The sequence below is a fragment of the Chryseosolibacter indicum genome (assembly GCF_018598585.1).
Taxonomy (GTDB): Bacteria; Bacteroidota; Bacteroidia; order Cytophagales; family Cyclobacteriaceae; genus Chryseosolibacter; species Chryseosolibacter indicus.
Genome location: NZ_JAHESD010000011.1, coordinates 73,409 through 88,100 on the forward strand (window position 1 = coordinate 73,409; position 14,692 = coordinate 88,100).

The window sequence follows — 14,692 nt, forward strand, 5'->3', positions numbered from 1 at the left end:
GTAATACTAAAACGCTTAGAACCTTCTCGTCTCAAAAACCAGTAATCGAACCAAGAACTGCATCTAATTCAGATTTCTGCTGATCATTTTCGTAAGAAGTAATAAACACCAGCATGTGATCATTCAGCGTGCTCACAAAAAATTCTTGCGTAATTGATTGTTTTGAAACCACTTTCATGGAATAGAATTCTCGAGCACCTAGCTTTACTATTGTACCGTTCCCATCAAAAGACTTATATAACCCTGTTTTTTGCAGCTGTTGTAATGTTAACTGCAGATAAGATTTCTCATCAATAGCCGATATTTTCTTGGATAATCTTTCAGCTATAACATTAAAAGATGGGTTAAAATCTTCAGTAGCAGCAGGATGATACTTAGATATCGTTAACAGCGTAATAACCTGGCTTGTAGCTGTGTCAGCATTTGTTGCAGTATCAAAATTTTGTACAACCCACTGCTCCGGAATGGAGAGACTAAAGTTAAAGAACTTGTTGCTGTAAAAACCATCCTCAATTACTCCCTTGTCGACAAAATTTAGCTTCTCATTTTTGCAATTAGAAAGTACAAAGACAAGTGAACACAATACCCATCTCATTGTAACACTATATCCTATTGTTTTCATCTACTGTTGCTGTATTAAAAGGTGATGCCTGTTGATGTAGTCGTATCGCATTCCTTGACAATATTAATCCAAGAACAAGGGAGATAATTGCAAAGACCCAGATTCCGGCCCAAACATCTTTTACCTCAGCTATAAACCAAAAGTAGTCATAGGAGCCATGAAATATAGTAGGGGCAATCAGTGCCAGAAAGCCGAAGTATAAAGTGCGCGAATGTGTAAATTTGGATTTGCCCAGATAAAAACCCATCATTACTCCAAACGTTGCATGCGCTGGCACCGCGGTAAACATTCTTAAAATTCCCGTCTGGAAACCATATTCAAATATGTACATGATGTTCTCCAACGTAGCAAAGCCCATACTTACCATAACAGCATACACAATACCATCGAAGGGTTCATTAAAATTTCTGTTGGGATAAAGAATAAAGCGAACAAAAAAGAACTTACTGAACTCTTCTACAAGGGCAACTTTAAAAAAGGCAGTAAAAAATTCATCAACTATATCTCCCTCTTTCAAAATCAGAAAAGTATTAAGCGGCCAGCTAATGACAAGGGTGACAAGAGTGCTGAACGCGCCATACAAAAAACTGGTAATAAGCAAATGCAGGGGTTCGCGTTCATGCTTATCTTTCAGATATATATAAAGCATGATTGCTACCCCTGGAGCTAAAGCTATACCTAGTAGTTCCAGCACATTCATTTAAAAGTAAAGATCAGGAAATTATTCAATGTTCTCCTCTACCTCATCCATCTTGTCGTCAGTATATTTACCAGAGGTAGCGTAAACAATTTTTCCATTAGGATCTAGTACAAAGAAATATGGGATATCTCTTTTCTCAAAGTCTAGTGCTTCCTTGTATGGTTTTAACTCCCCTTTATAAAAGAGAACATAAGGCAGTAATTGTGGGTCGATGTTTTTCGCGGCTTTACGCTTAGCAGTATTTGTTGCTGCGGCATTAACACCCGTAAACATAGGAACAAAGTATACGTTTACATCATAGGTGAATCCTGACATTAATCCTTTTGATTTTTGAATAAACTTTTGAAAGACTGGTTGAAACCAGGAGTTAAGTTCATCTTCAGATTTTTTTGAATATGCCATTCCTATTAAAGTATACTTTCCTGCTACATCTTTCGGAAGATTAACTTTTTTATCTTCAACGGTTTCGGCCGTCATTGCCGGAAATGTTTTTCCTACAACCTGTGCTGTTGCTATTTTGAAAACTAGAAATAGGGGCAGAAAAAGCATTAATTTCTTCATAGTGGTGGTTTTGCTTATTAGAACATTTATTCGAAATATCAGCACAAACCAGCAAATATCCGTCCTAATTTCGATGCACCCTAAAGAAGAGGCGATTAACGTTAATTATTACTGACTGACCCACTGCATAACTTCGTCGAGTGATTTTCTCTTTAATGGCGATGGGGTTCTTTTAGGTACACCCAGGTGGAAGAAGCCTATAAGTCTGTCTTCTTTTTCCAAACCAAAAAGCTTTTTCGCATCTTCCATATAAGTAATTCCTCCCGTACTTAAATAACCTCCTACACCAAAAGCAGTTGCTGCAAGGTAGATGTTTTGGACTGCACAATAAACAGCGCCGATTTCTTCAACTTCGCGAACCGAATTTTTTTCATCTCTTTTCATACACACAGCAATGATATGCGAGGAGAGTAATGGTTTTGTAAGCAGATTCTGGTAACGTTCTTCTTTATAGGTTCCATCTGCTAAAGTCCATTTCTTATAAACATTTGCTTGCTCCTCCGCTAATGTTTTGATACCTGCGCCAGTAAAAACAACAAATCGCCACGGCTGTGTTAATTTATGTGTAGGTGCCCAGATCGCCGTCTCTAAAATTTTCTTAACAATAACATCTTCAATTATTTCACCTGTATAGTCCTGCGGAAATATCGATCTGCGATTTTTAATTAATGATTCAAAGGCAGAGAGGTCATATACCATATTATCTGTTTTATTTTGGGAACTGGCTTGCATCTATGTTCGGGATAACTTTCAATGCATTCTTATAATAAATCTTCTTTAAAACCTCATCAGGTAATTCCAACCCATACATTCTCCAAAACGCATGGTATTTTTTATGATAAGGAAAATACTCGTCTGCTGTTTCTAGTACCCTGAAGTAAGTGGTATACTCTTCAGGTACCCAGCTGTCTTTTCCAAACATTACCCGATCTTGATACTTCACTAAAAAAGCTTTTGCGGCTCTCGGCTGGCGGCCAAGCTCAGCTATAACAGCACCTATCTCTACATACATGTTAGGCATCTGGTCAAGTAACTCACTCAACTTTTGCAAATCGCTACCAAACCATCCTAAATGTGCGTTAATAAACTTCGTTTTCGGGTGTTTCCGAAAAACATTGTGCTGTTCAGCTATTAGTGTTTCCCATTTTACAGGATCATTATCATGCCTGCGGCCTGGGTGCAACTTCAACTCCAGCCATCTTTCGTTTTGCTTATCGATTGGTTGCCAAAATTGTTTTGGGTCGGCAGAATGAATGAGTACCGGTATACCCAGTTCACCACATTTTTTCCAAATAGGATCTATGCGCGGATCATCAATATGAACACGGTTTCCCTTCCTATCGTTGGTAAACATGCCGAGGCTTTTATAGATCTTCAAGCCATTTGCTCCCTTTTTAACGTCCTCCTCCAGCTGCTTAACCATACGTCCCTGCCACTCCGGATCATCAATAGCAGCAAAGTCCATATTTGTGAAAACTATAAACCGCTTGCTATTGGTCTTTTTAACATTTTCCAAGGATCTTTCAAGATGTTCCGTGCTGCCTCTTCCCCTGCCACTGAGGTTAACCATAACAGCCATATTCAGTTTGTCCATTTCTTTTAATAAATCGTTAAGATTTTGAGTAGGCATGGAGAACTGATGATTATGCACATCAATAAATGGATATTTTGCTCTTGTTAGCTTATGTTCCGGTACTACAAGGGTTGACGGCGGATCATACTCTTCAAAATCCATTTTCATATCGAGAGGTTGCTCCTGCGCGAGAACGGCTACTGAAGCGGATAACAAAAGGGAAGTTAGAAAAGCCTTCATACTAATTTTTTAGCAAGATAATTGTAATACGCTTCTTTGCGAGAGGTTTATGTTCAGCGGAAATTCTTTTATGTGTGCTTTAAAAACAGTGTATATAAAACTGTATAGATTGTCGTTATTACAAAAAATTAATATTCCTAACTTGTAGGCCATTCTGTCGTATGAAAAATACAAGTCCAATACTTTTTATTCTGATCTTCTGTTGTAACCTGGTATGGGCACAAAATCCCCAGCTGGATGCCGCTAAGAAGAAACTTGAATCCGCAGATTTCGCGGGCGCTAAAGCGGATCTTACGAAAATAATAAATGCCGATCCTAAAAATAAACTAGCCCTTAATTTGCGCGGGCAGGCGCGTGCCGGGCTTGATGACCTGTACGGTGCCATCAGCGATTATACCTTTGCCCTTGAAATTGATTCAACATTTGCCGAGGCGCTCAACAACAGGGGTGAGGCCAAAATGGATTTGGGTAACGATGAAGATGCTATTGAAGATTTCGATAAAGCCCTTAAGTTTAATCCCAAGTATACCGTAGCTTATACCAATCGCGGACTTGCCAAATACAATATAGAAGACTTGCAGGGAGCTTACTTCGACTTTTCGAAAGCGCTTGAAATTGGCCCGGCTGATGCTGACAAGTACTTTAACCGTGGTGTAGCAAAAGCTGACTTGGGGGAATTTGTAAGTGCCATTGATGATTATACAAAGGCAATTGAGTTAGACAAGAGTGATCCTTCTCTTTTCAATTTTCGGGGCGTAGCACATTATAATGCAGGAAATATTGAAAAGGCTATTGCTGATTATGATGAGGCAATAAAACTAGATCAGAAAGATCCATTAAAATATGAAAACCGGGCCTTGGCAAAAAGTGCAAAAGAAGATTACAAAGGAGCTCTCGAAGACTATAATAAAGCCATTGAACTTAACGATGAAGATTCCGAAACATACAATCTTAGAGGTGTTGTTAAATTTCAATTACAGGATATCGACGGGGCAATAGCTGATTATAACAAAGCTATAGAACTTGATCCAACTAATCCCGTTTATTTTGATAACCGAGCATTAAGCAGAACAGAAAAAGAAGATTACTCCGGAGCAATAGAAGACTATACCTCATCTATCGAGTTGTTTCCGGAAGATTTTGAAACGTATTATCAGCGTGCAATGGTAAAAATACTGATGAATAATAAGTATGATGCTTGTCTCGATCTAAAGAAAGCAGAAGAGCTGGGTTCAACAGAGGCCAAAGCAGAAATCAAGAAAAACTGCAAGTGATTCCGTTCCTAAACAAAACATAAACAAAAAGGTCAGGAGCGTATCCTGACCTTTTTGTTTATCTTACTCTAGGCAAATTATTTCTTCAGAACTAAAGTGCTTGCAATCATATCATGCAGACCTTGCTTCTTTTCAGTAAAAGCAGCCATCAGAAAACCGATGTAAAATATGGTTCCTGAAATAATTTTTCCAATTGATCTTAAAAATGCCTTTCCGAAAGTTATACGTTCACCATTCATATCCACCACTTTTATCCCCATTGCCATTTTACCTAATGAACCCTGAAACTTTGAAGATTCCATAAATGCATAGTATAGAACTTGAATGGCATAGATGATAAGTATTATCGATCCAACAGCTGCAACAATAGCTCCTACCATACCCATCGCTGCTGCTGCTGCCTCCTCCTCTGTCATTGTTTCGGCGTTTTGAACGCCTGAAGCAACACCAAGACCGATTGCTGCCATTACAGGGGCAAGTATTACTCCGTATATAACACCAATGATAATTCCATCAATAATAAGAGCAACGAAGCGTTGGCCGAAGCCTGCATAATTTGTTGTGGTAGTTGAGAATGTAGCTGTGGTTTCCATAAATAAAAGTTTTAGTTATGTTAAAGATAATTATTTTTAAATAACCTTAGATATCAGGAATGAAAACAAAGCCTTATTGTTTTTCAAATAACTTCATGAAACGGAAAACGAATAATTTTCTTACATTATCTTTTAACCATATCTATATGCCTTATTTATTCCTGTAAATATTCCTGGTTGTTCTTCTTACCTTAATCGCCAATATTACTTTCATTAGCACTTTAAATCATACAACATTATTATTTGGTATTGCACATATGAAAAGTTTTTTAATATCTCTCGTCCTCGTCTTCATTTCAACGCTATCATTTAGTCAGCAGAAGCTCTTAACTCCTAAAGAATTTCTGGGTTATGAACTAGGCGATCGGTTTACATGGCACTACCGTGTTGTTGATTATTTTAAACATGTAGGAGATGTAATGCCAAATATTGATGTGCACCAATATGGCGAAACCTATGAGGGAAGACCTTTGATCTATGCCATAGTAGCTTCTCTTGATAATTACAAAAATCTTGAGCAAATAAGAATAGACAACCTGAAAAGGGCTGGCATTGAACAAGGCTCGCCCGGCACCAACAAAACTCCCATTGTATGGCTTAGTTATAATGTTCACGGAAACGAAGCTAATTCTATGGAAGCTTCTATGTGGACACTTTATGAACTTGCCAACACGGCCAATACCAAAACACAGGAGTGGTTAAAAAACACCATTGTAATACTTGATCCCTGTGTTAACCCGGATGGGAGAGACAGATACGCGAACTTCTACAATCAATACGGAAATAAACCTTTTAACGCAAATGGAGATGCAAAAGAACATCATGAGCCTTGGCCTGGCGGAAGATCAAATCACTATATGTTTGACCTGAATCGTGATTGGGCGTGGGAGACACAGATAGAATCTAAACAACGCCTCGTGATTTATAATCAATGGCTTCCGCATATTCATGTGGACTTCCATGAGCAGGGCCACAACAATCCATATTATTTCGCCCCTGCAGCAGAGCCATTTCACGAGGTGATCACTCCTTGGCAACGCGAGTTTCAAACCTTAATCGGAAAGAACAACGCCAAGTATTTTGATGAGCAGGGATGGCTTTACTTCACCAAAGAAGTTTTCGATTTGTATTACCCCAGCTATGGCGATACATATCCAACTTATAATGGTGCCATTGGAATGACCTACGAACAAGCCGGGGGTGGCTATGCCGGGTTAAGCATTACAACAGAAACAGGTGATCCACTTACTTTGAAAGACCGGTTAACACACCATCATACTACGGGGCTTTCAACCATTGAGATTACTTCACAAAATGCTACACGTGTTGTTGATGAGTTTGAAAAATATTTCAGGGAAAACAACACCAGCCCTGCATCATCCTATAAAACTTATGTGATTAAAGCTACAAATAATATTGATAAGCTTGAACAGTTAACATCGTGGTTGAAGACCCATAACATCAGTTTTGGTCATACTTCAGCCAAAACAAGCAGGGGCTTCGATTATCAAACCCAAACAACGGCATCGGTTAATATAACGTCTGATGATATTATTATCAGTACCTATCAACCAAAATCGAGGTTTATAACAACCATTTTTGAACCTACCTCCAAACTACCTGATTCGCTTACCTATGATATTACTGCATGGAATCTAATGTATGCATACGACCTTAAGGCTTATGCCTTAAATGAGCGTCTTCAGGTTAATAGGGCTTATGCACCAAAGAAAGCAGTTTATACTAATCTTGCTGCAAAACCTTATGCATACATCTTTACCTACAACCACATCAATGATGTGGCCTTTCTTACAAAGCTTATGCAAAAAGGAGTAAAGGTAAGGAGTATGGAAAAAGCCTTTACTGTAAATGGTCAATTCTTTAATCCAGGTACCCTTATTGTAACAAGAAGAAACAACGAACACATTGCCGACTTTGATAATATGATTATCAATACCGCAAAAGAGCTAAACCGTATCGTATATACTACCTCAACTGGCTTTGTTGAAAAAGGAAAAGACTTTGGCTCAGGTGATCTTAACTATATTAAGCCTCCTCGTATTGCAGTACTTTTCGGAGAACAAACATCCTCACTTTCAACGGGTGAAATCTGGCATTTCTTTGAGCAACAAATTCATTATCCGATAACACAAATCGGCACAGATTATTTTAAAAATGTAGATCTGAGTAAATATGATGTCTTTGTTATCCCTGAAGGATATTATCGACTTTTCGAGGAAAGTGTACTTGAGAAAATCAGTACGTGGGTTAACAATGGGGGCAGACTTATATTAATAGCTAATGCAATTAATTCTTTTGCTGATCAGAAAGCATTTGAGTTAAAACGATTTGCTTCCGAAGAAGATAAAGCTTTTGCTGAAAAAGAAGAAAAGGAGAGAAAGGAAAGAGAAGGCTTTACACGATATGGAGACACCGAACGAAAACAGGTATCAGAATATATTTCAGGAGCAATTTATAAAGTTGCAATTGACAACTCGCATCCGCTTGGGTTCGGCCTGAACGACTTCTACTATTCGCTAAAAACAAACGAGCTTCGCTTCGCCTACCTTGATAATGGGTGGAACGTTGGCATCCTGAAAGGAAAGACAAAACCAGTTCAGGGTTTTGCCGGAAACAAAGCAAATAAGACCCTTGAAAATAGCCTGGTGTTTGGCGTTGAGCCTAAAGGAGAAGGACAGGTCGTTTATCTTGTTGATAATCCTTTATTCAGATCTTTCTGGGAAAACGGAAAGCTGCTTTTTGCAAATGCAGTTTTTATGGTTGGCCAATAAACTAATCGCAGAATTAGAAATCAACGATTAATGAATTTATGGAGGTGGCATCGCTTGCCACCCACATTCATTATATATCCCAATAATGGCCCGATAAGATGGAACATTCGATGTAGGTTCGATGAACGTTCGATGTAGGTTCGATAAAACGGCGTTTTGTCAAACCTACATCCTATTTACATCGTTTTTACGCTGTTTCTACGATGAATTTAGCACGTATTCCGCCTGTTTCTCGAACGTATTACCGTTTTGATATTACGCTGAAACTTCCTCCGCAATTCTAATTTTCCGGTTCGGGCTTTAGTTTTTTATTCAAGGGATGGAAAAATCAAAGGGACAACTTATAAAATCTATCACAGGCGAAATGTCCTGTATTGCCTTCCGGGCCGTCTATCTTTTTAAAGTTGTTTCTTTCGTAAAGCTTCATGGCATCGGTCATTGTATTGAAGGTTTCGAGGTAGCAGTATTTAAAGCCCATGTCTTTGGCTGCCTTTATACATGCAGAAAGTACCTGCTGACCTAATCCTTTTCCGCGCGCTTCTTCCAAAAAGTACATCTTTTTAAGTTCGCACGTATCTACATTGCCTCCTTGTAGTGGTGCTACTCCGCCTCCTCCAACCACTTTGCCATCAACTTCGCAAACATAATATGCACAGCGGGCCTGGTTATAGGCTTCGAAAATATGATCAACTTCAGGATCGTGAATAGCAAAGCCAGGAGCCGATGCGCCAAACGCTGGCATCACCGTTCTGATAATATTTGCCACCTGAAGGTTGTCTTCCCTCTTTACCCTCCTTACTGTTACAGTTTCAGCCATTAGCTATATTCTTATTAATTATTGAAATTTAATTGTTTTAAGCGTTTCACTAAATGCATTGGCTACGCTTTCCTGTTCCGAATGATAGTAATCCTGAATAATCCATTTGCCATTTATTATGGTACCTATCATTAAATTGTCTGTGGCATAAACAATACGTGAAAGCAGGAAATTCGTATTCAGATCAGACATAAGCGGAGAATTTGCATCAATAACAATCGCGTCAAATGGTTTACCTGATTCAAAGAAATTATTGTTTGTAATGCCTGCAGCTGCGTTGCCTTTCAAAATCGCTTTTTCTACAAGGTAACTGGCACCATCATCAAACGTATTTCTTTTATGTGTAAGCAATCGTTGTGCATAATCCATCCAACGTAAATCTTCAAGTGGGCTTAAGCTTATATGACTGTCTGTGCCAATACACCAATTACCATCATGCTTTGCGTAATCTGTTAATCTGAAAATTCCGTCACCAAGGTTTGCCTCAGTTCCAGGGCATAACACAACATTGGCTTTTGATTTTGCTAATCTTTCTACCTCTTCATTGTTAAGATGGGTACAATGCACAATGTTAAAGCGTTCACTTAAAGGTAAATTATTAAGCAGCCACTCAACAGGCCTTTGCTTGAGATAAGCAATGCAGTCGTTTACCTCTTTTAATTGTTCAGCCGCGTGAAGGTGAAAGGGAATATGTTTTGGTCCCTGTTTTTCGATTTCAATAACATCATTTACTTCAGCTGCACGCAAAGAATGAACACCGAAACCAAGTTGAGCCGTTGTTATTTTTTGCGTAACACTGTAAGCTTCTTCGAGTAGCTTAAAATACTCGTCAACATCACCGAATATAAACCTTCTCTGTCTTTCTTCTGCGGGTTTTCCGAAACCTCCTTTTTGATAGAAGACGGGTACTAGCGTAATTCTTATTCCAGCAATAGCGGCGGCAGCGAGTAAGGAAACGCTTATCTCTGATATGTTGCTGTAGGGTTTTCCATTTTGATCATGATGCAGGTAATGAAATTCAACAACATGGGTATATCCCTTCTTTAACATCTGAATGTAAAGCATAGTCGCCACAGTCTGCAACTGATCCGGATCCATGGATAAGGCACATTGATACATAGCTTCCCGCCAACTCCAAAAATCATCATTAGTATCCTTTTGATGTTTTTCTGCCATTCCTGCCATAGCATATTGAAATGCATGCGAATGTGCATTGGGGAATCCAGGTAAGGCAAAGCCATCAACATATTCTATTGGCAATTCATCAGAAGGCGTTTGATCAGATAAATATTGAATAATTCCCTTTGCATCTATTCCTACAAAAGCTGGCGTAATCCATTTTCCAAGTGTATAGACTCCCTGGAAGTGAAAATACTTCGTTATTGTTTTAGAATGGTCTGAAGCACTCATGGGGACAAAGGAAGTTTAAAATGGAGAAATTAAAAACACTTCCTTTCCTGATGGCATTAAGCGGTGCCAGCAGCAGTTTCCTTTATTTATGAAACAAGTTTTTTAGCCACAGCCAGAAGGGTATCTGCCAATACCGACCGCATTCTTTCAGCACGCGTATGGTCGTACAATGTCTCGTCATCGTTCATGTAATTCACTTTTGTCATCTCGAGTTGAAGCGCAAAGGTGTTTTCTGAGGGTCGCCCGAAGTGCCTTGTAATAAATCCACCCTTGAAAGGATGGTTGTGTTGTAATTGATAATTTCCTTTGCTCAATTGTTCAAGCGAAAGTTTGACTATATGATCTGGTGCAGAAGTTTGATCGGCACTGCCGAGGATAAGATCAGGAAACTTATCATTTTGAATTGTTTTTACATATTGTCTTATTGAATGACAATCCCAAACCAATACTTTTCCAAACTTGTCTTTAGCTTGCGTAAGCAGTTCCTGAAGTTTGTTGTGATAAGGCCAGTAGTATTTTTCCAATCTTTTTTCAATTTCATCTCTATCAACGCTCGATCGATTATCCCTATAAATTGACTGTCCTAAAAAGTTGGTTGAGGGACAAAGCCCTGTTATAATTCTCCCATCATTGTACAGTGGTGCACTGTCAGGATTTCGGTTTAAATCAATTACCCATCTGCTATAAACCGCTTTTATCATGGTTATTCCCAAGGCAGGGGCAAAGTCATACAGCTTGTCAACAAACCAGTCAGTATCATCAGGTGCCTGAATTAGCTCATCCTTATACTCATCTTTTAGTTCATCAGGAAAAGCTGTACCACAATGAGGTACACTTAGAATAACAGGAATTTCACCTGAAGTTGCAGGGTGAATAACATATGGCTCCATAGAAATCGACGAACTAGGATTTATTTTTCTTGGATTTCTTTTTCTTCTTTTTGCCTGTTTCTTCCCTTTTATCCCGGTTCTCTTTCACTGAATTTTGTGCTGCAGCAAGCTCTGACTGTGTTTTTGCCAGTGACTCTTTAAGTGAAGCCGTAACATCTTTAGCACCGAGTTGTGCCTTAAGTTTCATAATTCTTCTGAAACTTTCATCAATTCTTGATTCTGATATCGTGCCATTCTGAACCATGGAGCGAATTATACCATGAACTTTGTCGACCGTTCTTTGATCGCTACCACTAATGTTATTTGAAAACGTCATGATATCGACACCTGCAAGAATTGCCAGTTTAATCGCCTCCTCCAAGCCATAATGTTTTGTTATGGCGTGCATCTGCATATCGTCTGTAAAAACTACGCCATTGAAATGCAGGCGATTTCTTAAAATACCCGTTATTACATCATCAGACAGTGTGCCAGGATGGCCATCTGGTTCAAGTCTTTTGTTTACAATGTGTGAGGTCATCACCGCATCTACATAACCGGAATCTATTAAAGCCTGGTATGGTTTAAGCTCGCGTTCTTCCCATGTATTTGTTACATCTGCTATACCAAGATGCGTATCATCTTTAGAGCTTCCGTGGCCAGGGAAATGTTTAAGTGATGTTAACACGCCATATTTACGATGTTGTTTGATAAACTCCGTAGCCATCAGAATTACAGAGTCTTCATTTGCAGAAAATGCTCTTCCGTGTTTAGCAATGATCGGATTGGTAGGATTTGAAGAAAGGTCAACGACAGGGGCAAAGTTTATGTTAATGCCCAGACCAGCCAGCGTAGATGCTGTTGATTCTCCATAAAATCTTACGGAATCAAGTGAGGTTGCCTTGGCCATGGCAGCCGCAGTAATTGAGTTAGGAAAACCATATTTACTTTTCAGGCGATTAACTTTTCCGCCTTCCTGATCTATGGTAACAAAAAGAGGAATAGGGGCTGCTTGTTGATAAGTCCACGTAATCTTTTTCAATGCAACAAAAGAATTAGTAGGCGGAATGTTTTTCTCAAAGATAATGATAGAGCCAACCTTTCCATTTCTTACTTCTTCCAACACGGCCGTATCAACCTGAGTACCCGGAAAGCCGATCAGCAGCATCTGTCCAATTTTAATATCCAAACTATCACGACCCTGACTCATCACCTGGTAGTTAAAAAGTAAAACCAGCGCGAGAACAACAACTAACCCTTTTTGCATGTAAACTCTTATAAAATTTAAATAACAAAACTATGGCTTACTTCTTAATAATCTGATTTTTAAGAAGATTTTTAACAGCGTGAAAGAAATGAAATGTATTTGTCCTGGATAAAGATGGGGCGGAAGTATCGGCTTTTTTATTATTTCAGAAACTTGGGACGATCAATATTGATTGTATATGTTGTAAAGAATCTCCTGCATATTCTTTCTGATCTCACTGGTAGAGGTTACGTAATTGTTGTTCATGAAGGAGAAGATGAGCGTTTTACCAGACTTTGTTACAAGAAAGCCGCTCAGCGTATGATTATTACTTAATGTGCCCGTCTTTCCAAAGAAATAGGGCTTATCAGCTTTGTACCAATTTTTTACCGTGCCATTTACTCCCCCTGTTGCCAGCAACGGAAATAATCTTTCCTTTGGCCGCTGTTCGTAAATCTTTTCCCATAGCTTAACAATGCTGCGAGGCGTAAAAAGATTATAGCGTGATAAACCAGACCCGTCAACCCAGATTGGCTTATCAGGAAGATCCTGAAGATAGTTTTCAATTGAATACTTAATGGCGATTTCAGGTTTTAGTGTATCACGAACAATGCCAGCGCAGATTAACAGAAGTTGCTCAGCTATAAAATTATCACTCTCCTGCATCATAACACGGAACAAGCTATCGGCGGGAATGCTGTAATAGGGTATAGCAGGTGCGCTTAACTTCGTGTGAACGGGTGTAACAGCCCGTTTTAATGTATCTGTTAAAAGATCAGTTATCAATAGTTGATTTAATCTTATCGGAATATCCCATTCCTTATATTGTGGGGATCTAACACCAGGATGAATCTTGAAATCATTCGAATGAAGTTCACGCACCACTTCCTCTCTTTCTCTTCGTTCACCGATAGCAAAATGCTTTTCAAAATAGGAAGGATAGATGCGTAAAAGACTCCCGGACTTTTTCACAGTAAAGATGTTACCGTAAACAGGAAAGGGCGAGCGCTCTGGTGAGTAGGCAGAGTTGTAATCATCCCATGCCCATCCTGACCCAAAGTGCGATGTACTAAAATTAGCATTTGAAAAATAAAGGCTCTTCGGATGCTTTTGCAGGAAGTTATAAAGTCTGTTGTTATTGTAAGTGAACTTGTATAAAAAGGAGGGATCTCCTGTTCCCCAAAAAATCAACGAGTCGTTTCGCTCGACATATTTTAATGCAGGGATCGAATCTCCTATTATTCGTAATGAGGTATAGAAGGTAAAGATTTTTGTATTAGACGCAGGCGTGAAATATTTATTAGAATTATATTCATAAATCACCTTCTTCTTATCAACATCGTACAACATGAAACCTGTATGATCCTGAAATTTATGGTCAGTCTCTTTAAAAGCTTTGGGAAGACCTAAACGTTTAGAAGATGAACATGCTGTAACAACCGCTATTACGATAAAGTAAAATAGAAAACGCATCCCTAATTTTTAAGATAGCGTTCTACAATAATCTTTCTGTGATGAGTTTCATGACCAGCGATTACGTACCCTAGGTTAAGAACGGATAGTCTGTTGTTATTGGCTGTGCCATCTCTCTTCAACATCTCAGGAGTGAAGGTTGAATAAAGATCTATTGTTGTAGCACGAAGCCTTTCCATTTCATCACAAAGCGTTGTGACAGATCGGGCTTGCGCATTTGCATTAGGAGCATAATCATTCTCCTCAAAACCGGGAAGGGGTGTTCCATCATTGCGAGAAAAACGCAGTGCTCGATAAGCAAAGATCCTTTCTGCATCCATCATGTGGTTAAGCAACTCCTTGATACTCCATTTTCCCTCTGCATAACGGTATTCACCCATGTCTTCGGGAATTGTTCTGAAAATAGTCAAAGCAACTTTTGAAGATTGTTGTAATGCCTCCATTACATCCAGGTCTTTCACGTTCTCAACATAGCCACGATAAAACAGAGGTATAGAATCGAGATCTGGTTTTGTCATAACC

14 protein-coding genes are annotated in these 14,692 nt (G+C 39.0%); 2 read left to right on the forward strand and 12 right to left on the reverse strand.

Annotated features, from left to right (window positions below):
- Positions 1-31: 31 nt before the first annotated feature.
- From KK060_RS07355 to KK060_RS07375, 5 genes are all read right to left on the reverse strand, one after another.
- A complete protein-coding gene (locus tag KK060_RS07355) occupies positions 32-622 on the reverse strand; it encodes a hypothetical protein (RefSeq protein ID WP_254153055.1) in 591 nt (196 codons plus the stop codon).
- Positions 603-1,316, reverse strand: coding sequence for a PrsW family glutamic-type intramembrane protease (locus KK060_RS07360; protein WP_254153056.1), 714 nt, complete (start codon positions 1,314-1,316; stop codon positions 603-605). The genes KK060_RS07355 and KK060_RS07360 overlap by 20 nt, the downstream gene beginning before the upstream one ends.
- Before the next feature lie 27 nt (positions 1,317-1,343).
- Complete coding sequence (locus KK060_RS07365; protein ID WP_254153057.1) at positions 1,344-1,883, reverse strand: TlpA family protein disulfide reductase; 540 nt, start codon at positions 1,881-1,883, stop codon at positions 1,344-1,346.
- A 108-nt stretch (positions 1,884-1,991) separates the two neighbouring features.
- A complete protein-coding gene (locus KK060_RS07370) occupies positions 1,992-2,582 on the reverse strand; it encodes a nitroreductase family protein (protein WP_254153058.1) in 591 nt (196 codons plus the stop codon).
- Positions 2,583-2,592: 10 nt separating this feature from the next.
- Complete coding sequence (locus KK060_RS07375) at positions 2,593-3,696, reverse strand: amidohydrolase family protein (protein WP_254153059.1); 1,104 nt, start codon at positions 3,694-3,696, stop codon at positions 2,593-2,595.
- Positions 3,697-3,857: 161 nt separating this feature from the next.
- Between KK060_RS07375 and KK060_RS07380 the strand changes: the two genes are divergently transcribed.
- Entirely contained in the window at positions 3,858-4,970 is a 1,113-nt protein-coding gene (locus KK060_RS07380; RefSeq protein WP_254153060.1) for a tetratricopeptide repeat protein, read from the forward strand.
- A 77-nt stretch (positions 4,971-5,047) separates the two neighbouring features.
- Here the strand turns inward: KK060_RS07380 and KK060_RS07385 are convergent, their stop codons facing one another.
- Positions 5,048-5,563: an RDD family protein gene (locus KK060_RS07385; RefSeq protein ID WP_254153061.1), complete on the reverse strand. Its 516-nt coding sequence runs from the start codon at positions 5,561-5,563 to the stop codon at positions 5,048-5,050.
- Between the two features lie 257 nt (positions 5,564-5,820).
- Here KK060_RS07385 and KK060_RS07390 point away from each other — a divergent pair, with 257 nt between their 5' ends.
- Positions 5,821-8,355, forward strand: a complete 2,535-nt coding sequence (locus KK060_RS07390) for a M14 family metallopeptidase (RefSeq protein WP_254153062.1) — start codon at positions 5,821-5,823, stop codon at positions 8,353-8,355.
- A gap of 328 nt (positions 8,356-8,683) precedes the next feature.
- Here the strand turns inward: KK060_RS07390 and KK060_RS07395 are convergent, their stop codons facing one another.
- The 6 genes from KK060_RS07395 to KK060_RS07420 all read right to left on the reverse strand — a co-directional run bounded on the left by KK060_RS07395 (position 8,684) and on the right by KK060_RS07420 (position 14,688).
- Positions 8,684-9,172 carry a GNAT family N-acetyltransferase gene (locus KK060_RS07395; protein ID WP_254153063.1) on the reverse strand — a complete coding sequence of 163 codons (489 nt, stop codon included), beginning with the start codon at positions 9,170-9,172 and terminating at the stop codon, positions 8,684-8,686.
- A gap of 18 nt (positions 9,173-9,190) precedes the next feature.
- Positions 9,191-10,582: a formimidoylglutamate deiminase gene (hutF, locus tag KK060_RS07400; RefSeq protein ID WP_254153064.1), complete on the reverse strand. Its 1,392-nt coding sequence runs from the start codon at positions 10,580-10,582 to the stop codon at positions 9,191-9,193.
- 86 nt (positions 10,583-10,668) lie between these two features.
- Positions 10,669-11,472 (reverse strand): N-formylglutamate amidohydrolase, encoded by an 804-nt coding sequence (locus tag KK060_RS07405; protein WP_254153065.1) that lies wholly within the window; start codon positions 11,470-11,472, stop codon positions 10,669-10,671.
- A gap of 13 nt (positions 11,473-11,485) precedes the next feature.
- Positions 11,486-12,718 carry a glycoside hydrolase family 3 protein gene (locus tag KK060_RS07410; protein WP_254153066.1) on the reverse strand — a complete coding sequence of 411 codons (1,233 nt, stop codon included), beginning with the start codon at positions 12,716-12,718 and terminating at the stop codon, positions 11,486-11,488.
- Positions 12,719-12,880: 162 nt separating this feature from the next.
- Positions 12,881-14,170, reverse strand: a complete 1,290-nt coding sequence (locus KK060_RS07415) for a D-alanyl-D-alanine carboxypeptidase (protein WP_254153067.1) — start codon at positions 14,168-14,170, stop codon at positions 12,881-12,883.
- 2 nt (positions 14,171-14,172) lie between these two features.
- Positions 14,173-14,688 (reverse strand): DinB family protein, encoded by a 516-nt coding sequence (locus KK060_RS07420; protein ID WP_254153068.1) that lies wholly within the window; start codon positions 14,686-14,688, stop codon positions 14,173-14,175.
- Between the last annotated feature and the right edge of the window lie 4 nt (positions 14,689-14,692).

Excerpts from the sequence above, each read along its gene's own strand:
- KK060_RS07355 (WP_254153055.1), bottom strand. The coding sequence starts at position 622 with ATGAAAACAATAGGATATAGTGTTACAATGAGATGGGTATTGTGTTCA.
- KK060_RS07365 (WP_254153057.1), bottom strand. The coding sequence starts at position 1,883 with ATGAAGAAATTAATGCTTTTTCTGCCCCTATTTCTAGTTTTCAAAATA.
- KK060_RS07370 (WP_254153058.1), bottom strand. The coding sequence starts at position 2,582 with ATGGTATATGACCTCTCTGCCTTTGAATCATTAATTAAAAATCGCAGA.
- KK060_RS07375 (WP_254153059.1), bottom strand. The coding sequence starts at position 3,696 with ATGAAGGCTTTTCTAACTTCCCTTTTGTTATCCGCTTCAGTAGCCGTT.
- KK060_RS07380 (WP_254153060.1), top strand. The coding sequence starts at position 3,858 with ATGAAAAATACAAGTCCAATACTTTTTATTCTGATCTTCTGTTGTAAC.
- KK060_RS07385 (WP_254153061.1), bottom strand. The coding sequence starts at position 5,563 with ATGGAAACCACAGCTACATTCTCAACTACCACAACAAATTATGCAGGC.
- KK060_RS07390 (WP_254153062.1), top strand. The coding sequence starts at position 5,821 with ATGAAAAGTTTTTTAATATCTCTCGTCCTCGTCTTCATTTCAACGCTA.
- KK060_RS07395 (WP_254153063.1), bottom strand. The coding sequence starts at position 9,172 with ATGGCTGAAACTGTAACAGTAAGGAGGGTAAAGAGGGAAGACAACCTT.
- hutF (WP_254153064.1), bottom strand. The coding sequence starts at position 10,582 with ATGAGTGCTTCAGACCATTCTAAAACAATAACGAAGTATTTTCACTTC.
- KK060_RS07405 (WP_254153065.1), bottom strand. The coding sequence starts at position 11,472 with ATGGAGCCATATGTTATTCACCCTGCAACTTCAGGTGAAATTCCTGTT.
- KK060_RS07410 (WP_254153066.1), bottom strand. The coding sequence starts at position 12,718 with ATGCAAAAAGGGTTAGTTGTTGTTCTCGCGCTGGTTTTACTTTTTAAC.
- KK060_RS07415 (WP_254153067.1), bottom strand. The coding sequence starts at position 14,170 with ATGCGTTTTCTATTTTACTTTATCGTAATAGCGGTTGTTACAGCATGT.
- KK060_RS07420 (WP_254153068.1), bottom strand. The coding sequence starts at position 14,688 with ATGACAAAACCAGATCTCGATTCTATACCTCTGTTTTATCGTGGCTAT.